Source organism: Pseudomonas fluorescens (assembly GCF_001648775.1).
Taxonomy (GTDB): Bacteria; Pseudomonadota; Gammaproteobacteria; order Pseudomonadales; family Pseudomonadaceae; genus Aquipseudomonas; species Aquipseudomonas fluorescens_M.
In genome coordinates, this window is the sequence record NZ_LVEJ01000008.1 from 1 (window position 1) to 16,950 (window position 16,950).

The window sequence follows — 16,950 nt, forward strand, 5'->3', positions numbered from 1 at the left end:
CTCGGCCTATTGAGTGGTGAAAAGCGGGGCGCGCATGGCTTTTGTTTTTGTGGTGGGTTTGCCCCTCATCGGAACGCCGCCCGCCCAGCCCTCTCCCGAGGGAGAGGGAGCCGATTTATGTGCTTTTCAAAGCCTGAGTTCGACTCGGTATTGCACGTCGGCGTACCTCCCCCAAACACCTCGATCAGTTCCCTCTCCCTCGGGGAGAGGGCTAGGGTGAGGGGCTCTTGCTTCAAAGCTTCAAAATCTGAGTTCAACGCGGTATCGCACGTCGGCGTAGCTCTCCCAAACACCTCAATCAGTCCCCTCTCCCTCCGGGAGAGGGCTAGGGTGAGGGGCTTTTGATCTGGCTTTTGATCTGGCTTTGGCATCGGCTTTTGATTTTTTGCCCCTTCGGCAGGCCGAGCGAAGGTGTTCATCCGGGGGTTAGGCGCGCAGCGCCGTGCGGCGTAGCCGCACACATCGAGAGGAGGTGCAGCGAAGCCAACCGTAGGCGATGCCCCCGGATGGACACCGTAGCGAGGGAACACTGAGCCTCAGCGAAGTGCCGTACGCCGGGGCAAAAGCCTTTTGCTTACTTTTCGGCGTCTGGAAAAGTGAGTCGCTGTAAGAGCGAAACCGCCAGCGGCAGCACCCGCAGCAACGGATATGCCCCCCCAAACCCCCAAATCCCCGGCAGCTTCTACACTGGTAATCACGGCTTACCCTTCAAGCCCCAGACAACCACCACCCAAGGAGTCTGTCCCATGCCTGATAAAAAATGCGATTGTCCCAACTGCAAGTGCACCATCAAAGAAGGCGATCATTCCTACGCCGTGCACGGCAAACACTATTGCTGCGAAGCCTGCGCCCACCACCACAAAAGTGGCGAGGAATGTTCAACCAAGGGCTGTAAATGCGCCCACGGATGAAGAGCGACGCAAAAAAAAGTGGAGCCTAATCAGGCTCCACTTCCAGTTTCAGGCTCTCATCATCCAGCCGCTCTGCATGCCTTACCGTACCTTGCAACCTTCGCCCTTCAACCCGGACCACCACGGTTTTCGCCTGATCGAGGTCTTCCGGCAGCGGTGCTGGCACTCGCAACGCGAAGCGAAACGGATCATCCTCGACCGCCTCCAGCCCCACGCGGCAATCGACGCTTTTGGTGATACGCCCAAACAACGTATCGAGGCCGTAGTCCAGGTGTGCCGGGCTGATGATGTTGCTCATGCTGCATTCCCCCGAATGTTGCCGATGGCCAGGCTGAGCTTAGCTGGTCGATCGCCACACGACGTTTTCCACGCCGAATTTTTCCGCCATCGGTTTGCTGGTCTTCTGCACTTTTTCCCGGCCAAAGCGCGGGATGCGGCCGACGCCGGCATCGCAGCTCGCCCAGTGCCACGCCTCGGCGTTGTCCATTTTGTCCGAGCGGATAATGAACGACTTGGGCGTGCCGTGAAGGGTGTATTCGATGACATAGAGTTTTGCGTTGTTCATAAAGCCCGTATTCCTCCCTGTGGTAATAGAGGGATCGCGGCGCACCGGGAAAATTCACTCGGATTGTCCGACGGTATCTATCGTTGGCGACGCACCGGCGGACTGGTTACCATGATCGCTCCGCCAACCCCAATGAATGCTCGCCATGGCCCTCGCCGCGCCGCCCGATCTCAGTGATACCGATGTGCCCGTGCAGCGCGTGGCCCGTACGTATCCGCGTGGCTTGTTCATCGAGCCGCACGAGCATGTCTGGGGGCAGTTGCTGTATGCGATGAGCGGGGTGATGTGGGTCGAGACGCCGCACGAAGCACTGGTGGTGCCGCCGCAGCGCGCGGTGTGGTTGCCGCCCGGTGTGCCGCATGGGATTCGGGTGGTGTCGGATCTGCAGATGCGCAATATCTACCTGCGCCCGGCGCTGGCGGCGACGCTGGATCAGACGGTGCAGGTGATCGAGGTGGGTGGCTTGCTGCGCGAATTGATCGTCGGGCTGGTGGAGCAGGGCGACAGCGGTAATTCAGAGTATTACGAAGCGTTGGTCGGATTGGCCTTGCTGGAACTGAAACGCGCCAGGCGTTCGCCGTTGAAGATCCCGATGCCGGACGATTCCGACCGGCGTTTGATGAATTTGTGCCAAGCGGTGATGGCGGCGCCGTCGCTGGAAATTCCTTTCGAACAGCATGCAGAAAATGCCGGGGCCAGCGTGCGCACGTTGGCGCGGTTGTTCAAGGACAGCCTCGGCATGGGCTTCGCCGAGTGGCGGCGGCAGGTGCAATTGGCGACGGCGGTGGCGGAGTTGATTCAGGGCGTGGCGGTGAGTGTGATCGCCCGTGAGCTCGGTTATTCACCGAGCAGCTTCAGCGACATGTTCCGCCGCGAATTGGGCGTCGCCCCCTCACAATTCACTGTGGAACACGATTAATCAAACCTGCATAAATCCAATGTGGGAGCGAGCTTGCTCGCGAAGGCGGTGTACCAGTGAGTGGAGAGTGGACTGACACACCGCTTTCGCGAGCAAGCTCGCTCCCACAGGGTTCTGTGGTGTGCATCCGATACTTGTCCGAAATTCAGAAGTCCTTGGCCGATGCCATCCCGCCCGATTCCCTAGACTCTGTCCATTCCCTTCAAACGGCGGAGTTCCTCCCCATGAACTACCTGATTTCGCTGGCCATCGGCCTGGGCGTCGGCCTGTTGTACGGCGCGCTGGATTTCCGTTCTCCCGCGCCGCCGGCCATCGCGCTGGTCGGTTTGCTCGGCATGTTGGCCGGTGAGCAGTTGTGGCCGATGGGCCGGCAACTGGTCGCCGGTTGGCTGTCCTGATTGTCCTTTTCTCCTTTGGTGGATGTCCCCATGAAAGCACTGCAATTCGATAAAACCGGCGACCTGTCTTCCCTGCGTTTCGTTGAGGTGCCGACCCCTGTTCCTGGCGCGAACGAAGTGCTCGTGCAGATCAAAGCGGCAGGCCTGAACCCCAGCGACGTGAAGAACGTGCTCGGCCGTTTTCCTTACACCACGCTGCCGCGAATTCCCGGTCGGGATTTCGCCGGCGTTGTGGTTGAAGGCCCACAGGCGTTGATCGGTCAGGAAGTCTGGGGCACCGGCCGTGAGCTGGGTTTCTTCGCCGATGGCTCCCACGCACAATTCGTCAAACTGCCGGCCAATGGCGTGGCGCACAAGCCTTCGCACCTGAGCTTCACCCAGGCCGCCAGCCTCGGCGTGCCCTACACCACGGCGTGGGATGCGCTGGAACGCAGTCTGGTGACAGCCGAAACCCGTTTGCTGGTGATCGGCGGCGGCGCGGTGGCCACGGCGGCACTGGCATTGGCGAAAGTGCGTGGTGCTCAGTTGCTGGCAGCGGCGCGCCGCCCGGAGCAGGTGACCGATTTGCAGGCGCAGGGTTATCAGACTATTCAGCTGGATAAACCCGAAGACCTCGGCGCACAGGTCAATGCGCTGTATCGCGGCGGCGCCGATGTGATCTTCGACACCACTGGCTTCTGGTTGCCGGCCTCGGTAGCGGCGTTGGCCACGTTTGGTCGTATCGCGATCATCGCCGCGCCGGTCGATGGGCATGTGCAACTGCCGGCACTGGCGCTGTATCGCAAGGGCGGTTCGGTGGTCGGGATCAATTCGTTGTTGTATGGCGTTGACGCCTGTGCGGCGATGCTCGAGCAGTTCGGGCGGTTCTTTGATGAGGGCTTGTTGCCGCTGCCGCAAGGGTTGGTCGAGGCACCGTTGGCCGAGGGAATACAGCGTTATGCGGATGTGAATCAGGGCAGCGGCGACAAGATCATCCTTATTCCCTGACCCACCGCAAAACCCTGTGGGAGCGAGCCTGCTCGCGAAAGCGGTCTGTCAGCCAATATATTCATCGACTGACCCAGCCTCTTCGCGAGCAGGCTCGCTCCCACATTTTTTCGTGTCGGGCTCAGGATTGCGGGACGCCGTTTTCCCAGGCTGACCAGTTTTTCAGGATGTCCTGCACCAGTGGATTACCCGTGCGATAGAGGTTTTCCAGCGCCGGCACAAAGCCTCCCTGATCGGCATACTTGAGCAAGTTGTCCACTTCACTGCCGCCCGGCTCAGGACGGTCGAAGTCGGAACCGGCGCGCACCACGGCCAGACGCTGCACATCGACCAGACCTTCGCGACTGGCACGCAACAAAGCCTCGTAGGTCGAGTTGTCTTCCTGCTGCGTCGTGCAGTATTCGCCCTTGTTGTCGGTCAGCAGTCGGGTCCAGACCTCGGCACGTTCGCTCAGGCGCGTGCCGGAAAACCAGGTGTTGCCGGCCAGCGTGTCGCAACGGGTCACCACCGGTGGCTGGTTGGCCGGGGCCGACGGATATTTCAGACGCCACACGGCGGATTCCTTGCTCTCGCTCAGCTCGACCTTGTGGCTCAGGGCGAAGGCTTTGGCTTGCAATGCCGGGTTGAGTTCAAAGACTTCGGTCTTGTAATCCAGCGGCGGTTTTTCGTTCGGGCCCTTGGTGTTGATGCCCAGGTAGCCGGTCGGCCAGGTCGACGGCGCATCACGCGAATCGAGCTCCCATTGCGTGCCGAATTCCACCAGATAATGCGCCCACGCGGCGGTGCCGATGGTCCCGTGTTTTGGGCTGATCCCGGCGATACCAGCGATCAGGAAGTAACTTTTGCGCAGGTCGAATTTCGGCGACAAGGCCAAGGCCAGGGTCGAAGCGGCCGCGTTGGTCTGGCCCATCCCTGTAGTCAGCAGGCACACCTGCTGTGTGTTGCAACGGATGCTCGGGTACTCGGCGGAGAGGCCCGGCACGCGGATTTCCTGCTTCAGTTCCAGGCGGTCGATCCAATGCTGCGCCTCCGGGGCGAACATGGTGATCAGCACGACTTTCGGTTGGATCGGCGCCTCGGCCGCCCACGCGTTGGAGCAGAGCAGGGCCGCACCGGTCAGGGTCAAACGCATCATTGCTTGCATGGAAAACTCCTCGTATCAGAACTGATAACCGACGCCGGCGTAGTAACCCCAGCCGTTGGAACGCGCGCGGAAATTGCCGTCGCCAAAATTCAGCTCGCTGCCGTCCTCCCAGTTGCCGCCGTTGTGGAAATAACGGCCGACCAGAGTGAAGCGCAAGTGGGTGAACGAGTAGAGCAGGACGTTGGTGGCCACCGTCGCGTTGGCGGTGCGCGCCGGGTTGTCCTTGTGGATGTCCGAGCCGAAATCGAAGTTGGTGAAGCCGATGTAAGTCAGCGAGGCGCCGTTGCTGAATTTGTCGATAGGGACGATGTATTTGAGCTGCGCGCGGTAGCCGTCCCACGAATATTCGTTGCTCGCGCCGTAGTTTTCCCACTGGTAGCGGCCGTACAGGTTGGCCGACAGATTGACCCGCGAATGGGTATCGATGTCGGTGCCGAAACCGCTGTACAGCGTGTTGGCGCGGTTCTCTTTGCGGCTGCCGTGGTCGTAGATCCAGTCGAACGCGACGTACCATTCCTTGAACGGGCCGATGGCCAAGCTGCGCCCGGCGAGGTAGTCGATGGAGATGCGCGGTTCGTGCTCCATGAACACCGGCGAGCCGTGATCCCAAACGCCTTTGTCGTGGCTGTTGCCGATGTTGAAGATCTTCGGGATATCGACATAGCCGTACAGTTCGAACGGACCTTTGCGGCCGAAGTACTCGTATTCCAGGTAGATGTCATCGGCCGGTTGCGGGCCGAAGCTGATGTCTTTGCTGCCGATCAACATCAAGTCCTGGTTGTACCAGTCCGACAGATAGGCGCCTTTTTTCGGCGGGCTGGCTTCGGGGCTGAGCGCTTCGCCCTGGGCGGATTCTTCGGCCGGCGCCGGTTGCGCCAGAGCGCTGTGGCTGAGAACTCCGGTAACGCCGGTCAGTAGCAAGGAAACAGCAAACGTGCGCGCAAATGGGGCGCGAAGAAAGGAAGCGGCGTGCATTCAAAGTCCTTTTTGGCGGATCAAGGCCCGGAGTTCCGTGGGCTTGTACGGTTTTGTTACGAAAACGTTGGTATTGACGTTACGCAAACGTTTGCACAAGGCGTACCAAAACCTTCAATGGGCTGAAAAATATGTCCTTTTTCAGTATTTCCTGATGAATCGGTCAGGCGCGGGTTCGCAAACCCTACAATTTCCCTGCGGGAGCGAGCTTGCTCGCGAAGGCGGGATATCAGAAAAGTATCCGCAAGCTGACACAACGCATTCGCGAGCAAGCTCGCTCCCACAGTTTTTAGTCCCTTCACCGTCAATGATTGCGGGCTGAAACCCTGATTCCAGACCCCTCTAGTATTAAAGTATTAACACCATTTAATCCGTGCTCCATGCCGGGGCGTCTACTAGCTTTGTCACCAATCAGCGGTTTTGTGATGACCGTCGCAGTCTTGATTCGCGTGTGGAATAAGCAGGCTTTGCACGCCTTCAAGGAAGAAATTGGCCACGACAAGGAGTAGCCCGTGGAAGCAAGGTTTGGTGTCGCCCTCGTTTCGCGTTTTTCCCCACTTTCCCTTGCTGTGCACCTGAGCGTCGCCGGACTGTTGTTCGGCGGCGTCAGTGCACCGGCGCTGGCCACGTGTTCCACGGCCGGTTCGACGGTGACCTGTACCGGCGTGCCGTCGCTGCCGCTGTTTCTCAACAATTTCAACAGTGCTACCAACGGTCTGACGGTCAACGTCAACAGCGGCGCGCAGATGAACGCGACCCTCGGCGGCCATGTGATGGACCTGACCGGGGTGAACATCTCCCTGAACAACTCCGGCACCCTTGACCCGGCGTTGCTCGGCCTGGTCTCGGTATTGAGCGGCGGTGCGTTCATCGGCACCGGCGCAACGAGCACGGTCAGCGTGCTCAACAACGCCAGCGGCATCATGCGCGGCACGGGGATGCTGCTCGGGCTCAACCTGACCAGCATCGACGGCCTGGCGATCGGCGTGAATAACGCCGCGGCCGGCACCACCAGCATCACCAACAACGGCACCATCACCTCGACCGGTTTGTCGGTCGGCGGCATCACCCTGGCCGACACCCCGGTGGTCGGCGTCTACGGTGGCTCGCAGGTCAACATGACCAACAGCAGCACCGGTGTGATCAACGGCAGGATCGCCTTCGAAACCTCGGCGGCGGGCAACACCTTCACCAACGCCGGTGCGATTACCGGCGGCGTGTCGATGGGCGCGGCGAGTACCAACACCTTCACGGCGGTGACTGGCTCTTCAGTGCAGGTCGGTGACGGTGTGCAAGTCAGTGTCGGACTTGGCGGCCTGATCAACATCAACTTGACGTTCGCCCCGACCGGCACGGTCGATGGCGGCGCGGGCGGCACCAACAGCCTGATCCTGCAAAACCCGGCCGGCGTTGGCGGCGGTATCACCGGGACTGGCACGGCGTCGAGCGCCACCTACGTCAACTTCAACAACCTGACTCTCAACAGCGGCACCTGGACGTTGCAGGGGCCATTGGTCAGTGGCGCGACCACGCTCAATGGCGGTATCGCGAACTTCAACAACAACGCCACCTTCGGCAGCGGTGTGCTCACCTCCAACGGCGGGATTCTGCAGGCCAGCAATGCCGGTTTGAACATCAGCAATCTGATTTCCGTCGGTGCCGGCGGCGTCACGGTGCAAGGTACCAACGCGACCACCCTGAGCGGGGTGATTTCCGGTAGCGGCGGTTTCACCAAGGCTGGCACCGGACAACTTAACCTCGGCGCCGCCAACACCTATCTGGGCAACACCACGCTCAACGGCGGCACGGTGCAGGTGGGCAACAATCAGGCGTTCAGCACCGGCACGCTCAACGTCACCGGCGCGACAACCTTGAGCGCACCGGGCACGATCAGCCTGGCCAACGCCATCAGCCTTGGCGGCACCTTGACCGCCAGTGGCACCGGCGCACTGACCCTCGGTGGCTTGATCAGCGGCAGCAGCGGCTTGACCAAAACCGGCACGGGCAGCCTGACCGTCAGCGGTGCCAATACCGGTTTCACCGGCACCACCACTTTGAGCGCCGGCAGCCTGCTTGTGACCAACAACAACTCGCTGGGCAGCGGCGCACTGAACACCGCCGCCGGCACCAGCCTCGACAGCACCACTAACGTGACGCTGGCCAATAACATTGGCATGACCGGCGCGCTCAACGTGCTCGGCAGCAATGCGCTGACCCTCGGTGGCGTGTTGTCCGGAACCGGCGGGATTACCAAATCCGGCAGTGCCAGCCTGACGTTGACCGGCAACAACACCAACAGTGGCAACACGCTGCTCAATGCCGGCAGCCTGTTGGTCGGCAGCAACACCGCGCTGGGTACTGGCGCGCTGAATGCGGCAGCAGGCACCACGCTGGATGCAACCACGGCGGTGACCCTCGCCAACGCCGTCGCGCTGGCAGGGGGACTGTCCGTTGGTGGCACGCAGGCATTGGGCCTGAGTGGCGTCGTCAGTGGCGCCGGCAATCTGATCAAGAACGGCACTGCGAACCTCAGTCTCAGCGGCAACAACACCTTCTCCGGCGGCACCGCGCTGAATGCCGGCACGCTGATTGTCGGTTCCAACACCGCGCTGGGCACCGGTGCACTGACCACGGCGGCGGGCACCACACTCGATGCCAGCAGCGCAGTGGCGCTGACCAACGCGATCTCCCTCGGCGGCAACCTCAACGTCGGCGGCAGCGCCAACCTGACCCTGGGCGGGATTGTCAGCGGCAGCGGCGGGCTGACCAAAAACGGCGCGGCCAACCTGATCCTCAATGGCGCCAACACGTTCCTCGGTGCCGTCGCGTTGAACGCGGGCACGATTACGGCGGGCGCCAACGCGGCGCTCGGCAGCGGCAATATCACCGTTGGCGGCGTGGCCACCCTCGACAGCAATGCGGCGGTGACGCTGAACAACGCGCTCATTCTCAACAACAGCCTGGGTATCGGCGGCAGCAATGCGTTGACCCTTGGCGGTGTAATCAGCGGCACCAGCCAACTGGTGAAAAACGGCACCGCCAATCTCACGCTCAGCGGCGTCAACACCTACAGCGGCGGCACCACGCTGAATGCCGGCAGCCTCACCGTCGGCAACGGCGCCGCACTGGGCACCGGCGCCTTGTCGGTGGAAGGCGCGGGCACGCTCAACAGCAGTTCGGCCGTGACCCTGAACAACAACGTGATTCTCAACGCCAACCTCACCGCTGGCGGCGCCAACGCGTTAACCCTCGGCGGGGTGATCAGTGGCACCAACGGCTTGATCAAAACCGGCGCTTCGAGCCTGACCCTCAACGGCAACAACACCTACACCGGCACCACGGCGCTGAATGCCGGTTCACTGATTGTCGGCTCCAGCACTGCCCTCGGTACCGGCACACTGAACGCCTCGAACGGCACCACGCTGGATGCCAGCACTGCGGCAACGCTGGCCAATAACGTCAACCTCGGCGGCACCCTGACCGTGGGCGGCACCAACGCGCTGACCCTCGGCGGTGTGGTCGCCGGTATCGGTGGCCTGGTCAAAAACGGCGCTGCCGACCTGACCCTCAACGGCGCCAATACTTACTTTGGCAACACCGCGTTGAACACCGGAAAACTGATTGTCGGCAGCAACACCGCACTGGGTTCCGGCACGTTGAACGCTGCAGCCAATACCACGCTGGACGCCAACACGGCCGTCAGTCTGAACAACGCGGTGGCGCTCGCCGGTGCGTTGAATGTCGGCGGCACGGCGAACCTGACCCTGACCGGTCTGGTCAGCGGTGCCGGCAGTCTGGTGAAAAACGGCACGGCCAATCTGATTCTCAATGCGGCCAACAACTACCTCGGCGGCACCACGCTGAATGCCGGCACACTGACCGTCGGCAACAGTTCGGCGCTGGGCTCCGGCGCACTGACCGTTGCTGGCGCGGCAACGCTGGACAGCAACTCGCCGCTGGTCAGCCTCAACAACGCCGTCGCCCTCAATGCGGCACTGACTGTGGGCGGCACGCAGAACCTGACCCTCGGCGGCGTCACCAGTGGCGCGGGCCAGTTGATCAAGAACGGCGCCGCCAACCTGACCGTCAATGGCAACAACACCTTCAGCGGCGGCACCACACTCAACGCCGGCACGCTGACCCTGGGCAATGCCAACGGTCTGGGCAGCGGCGCATTGATCGTCGGCGGTGCGGCGACGCTGGATAACAGCGCCTCGTTCGGCATCGGCAACGCGATCACGCTGAACGCTGGATTGACCGTCGCCGGCAACAACGATTTGAGCCTGAACGGCATCATCGATGGCGCTGGCAGCCTGACCAAAAACGGTCTGTCGGACCTGGCTCTGGCCGGCAACAACACCTTCACCGGCGCACTGAATATCATCTCCGGCAGCGTCACCACCCTCAACAACAACGCGCTGGGCAACACCTCCGGCGTCAACATCAGCGCCGGCGCCGGGCTGAATCTGGGCAGCAACGCCAGCCTCGGTGCGCTGACCGGCAGCGGCAGTGTGCAACTGACCGGCAGCAACCTGCTGACCGTCGGCAGCGGCGACGTCACCAGTACCTTCGACGGCGATCTCAGTGGCAGCGGCGGCCTGGTCAAAGTCGGCACCGGCACCTTGAACCTCACCGGCATCAACGGCATTACCGGCAACACCGCGATCAATGGCGGCATCGTCGATCTCAGCGGTTCGCTGGCCAGTGCGCAGGTCAACGTCAACACTGGCGGTACCCTGACCGGTACCGGCTCGGCAATCGGATCGGTCAACGTCAACAGCGGCGGGCATCTGGCGCTGTCGTCGGGCAACCAACTGTCCGCGAGTGCGCTGACCCTGGCGGCCGGTAGCAACGTCGATGTGGCGCTGGGCACACCGTCGACCACTTCGCTGATGAACGTCGGCGGCAACCTCACCCTCGACGGCAATCTCAACGTCAGCGATGCCGGCGGTTTTGGCGTCGGCGTGTATCGCCTGTTCAACTACACCGGGGCCCTGACCAACCTCGGTCTCGACGTCGCCAGCGTGCCGGTCGGTTATGGCCTTGGTGATCTGGTGGTGCAGACCGGTGTGGCCAATCAGATCAACATTCAAGTGTCGGCACCGAACGTCAACATCCGTTACTGGGACGGCAGCCAGAGCATTGCTAACGGCGTCGTCGATGGCGGCAGCGGCACGTGGAACGCGGTTGGCACCAACTGGACCGATGCCAACGGTTTGGTCAACCAGCCGTGGGCCGGTGATTTCGCGGTATTCCAAGGCACCGCCGGCACGGTAACGGTGAACGGCACGCAAGCGTTCACCGGCATGCAATTTCTCACCGATGGCTACAACGTGGTCAACGGCGCGGCGGGGCAACTCACGGCGGTCAACGGTACCGGCGGCACCACTTCGTTACGCGTTGATCCGGGCGTGACGGCGACCATCAACGCCAATATCAATGGCAGCGGCATTCTCAATAAACTCGACAGCGGCACCTTGGTGCTCGGTGGTGCCAACGCGTATACCGGCGGCACGCAACTGGACGGCGGCAAAATCATCGTCGGCAGCAACACCGCGCTGGGGACTGGCACGTTGACGGCGAATGCCGGCACACAACTGGACAGCAATGCGGCAGTGACGCTGGCCAATGCGGCGACGCTCAATGGCAACCTCACCGTGGTCGGCAGCAACGCGCTGACCCTCAACGGCGTGATTGGCGGCACTGGCGGCCTGATCAAGAATGGCGCGGCCAACCTGACCCTCGGCGGCAATAATGCCTTCCTCGGGCCGGTGGCGTTGAATGCCGGCGGCCTGATTCTGGCGTCGAACTCGGCGCTGGGTTCCGGCACGTTGAACGCCGCTGGCGGCACCACGCTGGATGCGAGCACGGCGGTGTCGCTGAACAACGCGGTCAATCTGGCCGGTAACGTTGCCGTTGAGGGCAGCGCCGACCTGACCTTGAATGGCACGATCAACGGCGCTGGCGGCCTGACCAAAAACGGTACCGCCAATCTGACCCTGACGGGCACCAACAACTACCTTGGCGGTACTGTCCTGAACGGCGGCACGCTGACCGTGGGCAGTAACAGTGCGCTAGGGCTGAACTTTCTGACGGTGATGGACGCCGCCGCCCTGGACAGCAGCAGTGCCATCACCCTGGGCAACAATGTAGTGGTGGCCGATGACCTGACGGTTGTCGGCAGCAATGATTTGACCCTTGGCGGTGTCTTGAGCGGCGGCGGTGTGCTGACCAAGAACGGTGCGGCCAATTTGACCCTCAACGGCGTCAACACCCGAACCGGCGGCACCACGCTAAACGCCGGTACGCTAACCCTCGGCAATGGCGCTGCGCTGGGCAGCGGCGCGCTGACCGTGGCCGGTGCATCGACCCTCGACAACTCTGCGCCACTGGTGCTGGCCAACAACCTCAACGTCAATGCCAATCTGGCCCTGGCCGGTAACAACAACCTGACCCTCGGCGGCATCATTGCCGGCGCCGGCACGTTGACCAAGAACGGTTTGGCCGACGTGACCCTGAGCGGCAGCAACACGTTCAGCGGCACCTTCGATGTGCTCGCCGGCAGCCTGACCACCCTGAGTAGCGGGGCGCTCGGCAACAACGCCACGCTCAACCTCGCGGGCGGCGCGGCGCTCAATCTTGGCGCCTCGGCCAGCCTTGCCAGCCTCACCGGCAGCGGCACTGCGTTGATCGGCACCGGCAACACCTTGAGCCTGGGCGGCAACAATATCAGCAGCACCTTCGCCGGTATCCTCAGCGGCGACGGGAGCCTGAGCAAGCTCGGCACCGGCACGCTGACCCTCAGCGGCATCAGCGACCTGACCGGCGACACCAACGTCAACGCCGGCACCCTGCAGGTCAACGGTTCGCTGGCCAGCGGCAATGTACTGGTCAACAACGGCGGCACCCTCGGTGGCAGCGGCACCTTGACCGGCGCCGTGACGGTGGCCGATGGCGGTCATCTGGCGGGCGTTACCGGCAGCACCTTGTCGGTGGATTCGCTGACGTTCAACGGCAACTCCAACTTCGACGTCGGCCTCGGCACCCCGGTGTCTGGTGGCGGCAATGCGCTGGTCAATGTCGGCGGCAACCTGACCCTCGACGGCACCCTCAATGTCAGTGACATCGGTGGTTTCGGCAGCGGCGTGTATCGCCTGATCAACTACACCGGTGGCCTGACCGACAACGGCATGCTGATCGGCACCGTGCCGGGCAGCGTGACGCCGGGCGATCTGACCCTGCAAACCGCGCTGGCCAATCAGATCAACCTGCTGGTCACCGCACCGGGCGTCACCGTGCAATTCTGGGACGGCAACCAACTGGTGGCCAACGGTTCGGTCGAGGGCGGCAGCGGCACCTGGGGTACCGGCACCACCAACTGGACCGACGTCAACGGCACCACCAACCAGGCCTGGACCAACAATTTCGCGGTGTTCCAGGGCGCGGCCGGCACGGTCACCGTCAACGGCGCGCAAACCATCACCGGCATGCAGTTCGTCACCGATGGCTACAGCCTGGTGAACGGCACGGCGGGCTCGCTGAACCTGGTCAACGGTTCGCTGGGCAATGCCACCGTGCGGGTTGACCCGAATGCCACGGCAACCATTGGCGTCGCGCTCAACGGCAGCGGCACGCTGGGCAAATACGACACCGGTACGTTGGTGCTCAACGCAGCCAACGGTTACACCGGCGGCACGGCGCTCAACGGTGGCAAGATCGTGGTCGGCAACGACGCGGCGCTCGGCACTGGCGTGCTGACAGCCGCAGATGGCACCGCGCTCGACAGCAATAGCGCCGTTACGCTGGGCAACGACGTGGTCGTCAACGGTGGTTTGACCGTTGCCGGCTCCAACGCCTTGACCCTCGGCGGCGTGGTCAGCGGCAGCGGCAGCCTGATCAAGGCCGGCGCTTCGAGCCTGACCCTCAACGGCAACAATACTTACAGTGGCGGCACTCAGCTCGCCGGCGGTACGCTGATCCTCGGCAACAACAGTGCGATCAGCAGTGGTGCGCTCAACGTGACCGGTAACGGCAGCCTCGACAGCACCTCGGCGCTGCAGCTGGCCAACGCCATCAACCTGGGCGCGCAACTGACCCTCGCCGGCAACCAGAACACCACGCTGATCGGTGCGGTGACCGGCACCGGCAGTCTGCTGAAAAACGGTACCGGCGATCTCCTGCTCAGCGGCGCGAATACCTACAGCGGCGGCACCACTTTGAACGGTGGCACGACGCGCGGTGACACCAGCAGCCTGCAAGGTGCGATCGTCAACAACGCGATCCTGACCTTCGAGCAAAACGCCGACGGCAGCTACACCGGCAACCTCACCGGCACCGGTACGCTGAACAAAACCGGCAGCGGCGAATTGCTCCTGACCGGCCACAACACCTTCACCGGCAACACCTCGGTGCAGGCCGGCAACCTGATCGTCAACGGCGTGCTCAACAGCGCCAACGTCAACGTTGCCAGCGGTGCGAGCATCGGCGGTGGCGGCCAGCTCGGCGGCGCTGTGCAACTGGCCGACGGTGCGACGCTGGCCGGTGGCGGCACCGCGACGCCGTTGTCGGTTGGCTCGCTGGCATTGTCCTCGGGGACCAATCTGGACTTCAGCCTCGGCTCGGCAACCAGTTCGACCACGGTGGTCAACGTCGCCGGCAACCTGACCCTCGACGGCACGCTGAACATCAGCAATGCCGGCGGTTTCGGCACCGGCGTCTATCAACTGTTCAGCTACGGCGGCAGCCTGACCGACTACGGTCTGGTCTACGGCAGCCTGCCGGTGTCGGCGGCCAATCTGACCCTGCAAACCGCGATCGCCAATCAGATCAACCTGCTGGTGCAAGGCACGCCGGGTGAGGTGCAATTCTGGAACGGCGGCACTACCAATCCGGATGGCAGCATCGGTGGTGGCAGTGGCGTATGGGGCCCTGGCACCAACTGGACCGATCCGAGCGGGACTCAGGCCCTGGCTTCAAATGGTCAGTTCGCGGTGTTCGGCGGTCAGGCCGGTACGGTGACCGTGCAAGGCAATCAGAACTTCACGGGGCTGCAATTCCTCTCTGGCGGCTACAGCCTGGCGCCGGGTGCCGGTGGCTCGCTGACCCCCGTCAATGGCGCCGACGGCAGCCTCGCACCGGTGCGGGTGAATGCCGGCGCGAGTGCGGAAATCTCCGCGCCGCTGGTGGGCGCGGGGGGCATCGAGAAGCTTGATTCCGGCACGTTGGTCTTGAGCGGTGCCAACACCTACAGCGGCGGCACTACCGTCAGCGGCGGTACGCTGGTCGGTAACACCACCAGCCTGCAAGGCAACATTCTCGACAACGCCACACTGGTGTTCCAGCAGAGCGCCAATGGTCAGTTCAACGGTCGCCTCAGCGGTCTCGGGGCGATGGCCAAACGTGGCGCCGGGACGCTGCTGTTGACCGGTGACCAGCCCTTCAGCGGCACCGTGTCGGTCGACCAGGGCGTGCTGCAAGTCGGCAGCCGGTCTGCTCGGGCATCGTTGGGGGGGCAAGTCACCGTGGCCAACGGTGCGGGGCTGAGCGGTAATGGCAGCGTCGGTTCGGTGGTCAACCATGGCGTTGTCGCCTCGGGTTCCGAAGCGGGCACCCTGAGCGTGGCCGGTAACCTGACCAACGCCAGCGACGGTGTGCTGGCCCTGACGGTCAGTTCGCCAACCGCAACGCCACTGGCGGTCGGCGGTACGGCAACGTTGGGTGGTGGCTTGCAAGTCAACTCGCTGGCACCGTTCACCGGCAACACCACGTACTCGCTGATCACGGCGGGCGGTGGGGTTATCGGCACCTTCAGCGCTGCGGATTTGCCGCAATATGCTTTCCTCGATTCGGCACTGGTGTATGACGCCAACGCCGTGAATCTGGTGGTCAGCCGTAACGGCAATTCGTTCGCCGATGTCGCCGCCACCGGCAACCAGTTCAGGACCGCCACCGCGCTGTCGAACAACGGCCCGGCGGGTGCGGCGCTGCAGAACGAAATCGTTAACCTCAGTGTTGCCGGCGCGCGCAATGCCTTCGACAGTCTGTCGGGTGAGATCCACGCCAGCACCGCCAGTGCGATCCTTGAGGATTCGCGCTACGTGCGTGACGCGGTCAACGACCGCATGCGCCAACCGTCGTGCAGTGCGGCGGATGATCCACGCCGTGCCCTGGCGCCAAGTGACAACCAACTGAGCAGCAACGGCTGCCACGGCGAAATGGTCGGTTGGGCCCGTGCACTCGGCGCGTGGGGTGAGTCAGATGGCGACAGCAACGCGGCGAAACTCGACCGTAACCTCAGCGGTTTCATGCTCGGTACGGACAAGCAACTCGATGATCAGTGGCGCGTGGGCATGGCTGCCGGCTACACCCGCAGCGACCTCGATGCGCATGATCGTCGCTCGGATGCCACCGTCGAAAGCTACCACCTGGCGGCGTACCTCAACTCGCAGTTCGATGCCCTGGCCGTGCGCCTTGGCGCGGCCTACAGCTGGCACGACATCGAGACCAAACGCAACGTCAGCGTCGGCAGCTACAACGACCGTCTGAAAGCCAATTACGATGCGCGCAGCGCCCAGGTGTTCGGTGAAGTCGGTTACACGATTGATGCCGGCGGCATTGCCCTCGAGCCGTTCGCGGGGCTTGCCTACGTCAACTACGACAGCGACAAGGCCAAGGAGAAAGGCGGAGTAGGGCGCCTGGAGGCCGATGCCGATCAGGACATCACCTTCTCGACCCTCGGTGTACGGGCCGGCAAAGTCATCACCCTGGCCAACGGCGGGCAATTCACCCCGCGTGCGGCCATTGGCTGGCGCCATGCCTTTGGTGATACCAAGCCTGACGCCGACCTGAGCTTCATCGACGGCGGCGCCTCGTTCAGCACCCAGGGCGTGCCGATCGCCAAGGACAGCGCCATCGTCGAAGCGGGTGTCGACTTCCAGATCAGCCCGACCGGCAAACTCGGGGTCGGCTACTCGGGCCAACTGTCGAACGACAGCAACGATCATGCAATGACCATCAGCTTCAGCCTTGGCTTCTGATTTAGGGTCGAAGCA

The 16,950-nt window shown here is 62.8% G+C and carries 9 protein-coding genes; 5 read left to right on the forward strand and 4 right to left on the reverse strand.

Annotated features, from left to right (window positions below):
* The first annotated feature begins 746 nt into the window (after window positions 1-746).
* Window positions 747-911 (forward strand): metallothionein, encoded by a 165-nt coding sequence (locus tag A8O26_RS29345; protein ID WP_081265170.1) that lies wholly within the window; start codon window positions 747-749, stop codon window positions 909-911.
* Window positions 912-936: 25 nt separating this feature from the next.
* Here the strand turns inward: A8O26_RS29345 and A8O26_RS08750 are convergent, their stop codons facing one another.
* Together A8O26_RS08750 and A8O26_RS08755 are read right to left on the reverse strand one after the other, a co-directional pair.
* Entirely contained in the window at window positions 937-1,209 is a 273-nt protein-coding gene (locus A8O26_RS08750; protein ID WP_064117652.1) for a hypothetical protein, read from the reverse strand.
* 39 nt (window positions 1,210-1,248) lie between these two features.
* Window positions 1,249-1,476, reverse strand: a complete 228-nt coding sequence (locus tag A8O26_RS08755) for a DUF6555 family protein (protein ID WP_064117653.1) — start codon at window positions 1,474-1,476, stop codon at window positions 1,249-1,251.
* A 145-nt stretch (window positions 1,477-1,621) separates the two neighbouring features.
* Between A8O26_RS08755 and A8O26_RS08760 the strand changes: the two genes are divergently transcribed.
* The 3 genes from A8O26_RS08760 to A8O26_RS08765 all read left to right on the forward strand — a co-directional run bounded on the left by A8O26_RS08760 (window position 1,622) and on the right by A8O26_RS08765 (window position 3,780).
* Window positions 1,622-2,395, forward strand: a complete 774-nt coding sequence (locus tag A8O26_RS08760; protein WP_172828133.1) for an AraC family transcriptional regulator — start codon at window positions 1,622-1,624, stop codon at window positions 2,393-2,395.
* Between the two features lie 224 nt (window positions 2,396-2,619).
* The gene (locus A8O26_RS29350) at window positions 2,620-2,793 is read left to right on the forward strand and encodes a DUF1427 family protein (protein WP_007969534.1); all 174 of its coding nucleotides are present in this window, start codon (window positions 2,620-2,622) and stop codon (window positions 2,791-2,793) included.
* A gap of 30 nt (window positions 2,794-2,823) precedes the next feature.
* The gene (locus tag A8O26_RS08765; RefSeq protein ID WP_064117655.1) at window positions 2,824-3,780 is read left to right on the forward strand and encodes a quinone oxidoreductase family protein; all 957 of its coding nucleotides are present in this window, start codon (window positions 2,824-2,826) and stop codon (window positions 3,778-3,780) included.
* A gap of 121 nt (window positions 3,781-3,901) precedes the next feature.
* Here the strand turns inward: A8O26_RS08765 and A8O26_RS08770 are convergent, their stop codons facing one another.
* Together A8O26_RS08770 and A8O26_RS08775 are read right to left on the reverse strand one after the other, a co-directional pair.
* Window positions 3,902-4,924: a purine-nucleoside phosphorylase gene (locus A8O26_RS08770; protein ID WP_064117656.1), complete on the reverse strand. Its 1,023-nt coding sequence runs from the start codon at window positions 4,922-4,924 to the stop codon at window positions 3,902-3,904.
* Between the two features lie 15 nt (window positions 4,925-4,939).
* Window positions 4,940-5,899 carry a nucleoside-specific channel-forming protein Tsx gene (locus tag A8O26_RS08775; protein WP_064117657.1) on the reverse strand — a complete coding sequence of 320 codons (960 nt, stop codon included), beginning with the start codon at window positions 5,897-5,899 and terminating at the stop codon, window positions 4,940-4,942.
* 512 nt (window positions 5,900-6,411) lie between these two features.
* Between A8O26_RS08775 and A8O26_RS08780 the strand changes: the two genes are divergently transcribed.
* On the forward strand, window positions 6,412-16,935 hold the full coding sequence (locus tag A8O26_RS08780; RefSeq protein WP_064117658.1) for an autotransporter-associated beta strand repeat-containing protein: 10,524 nt from the start codon (window positions 6,412-6,414) through the stop codon (window positions 16,933-16,935).
* Window positions 16,936-16,950: the final 15 nt, after the last annotated feature.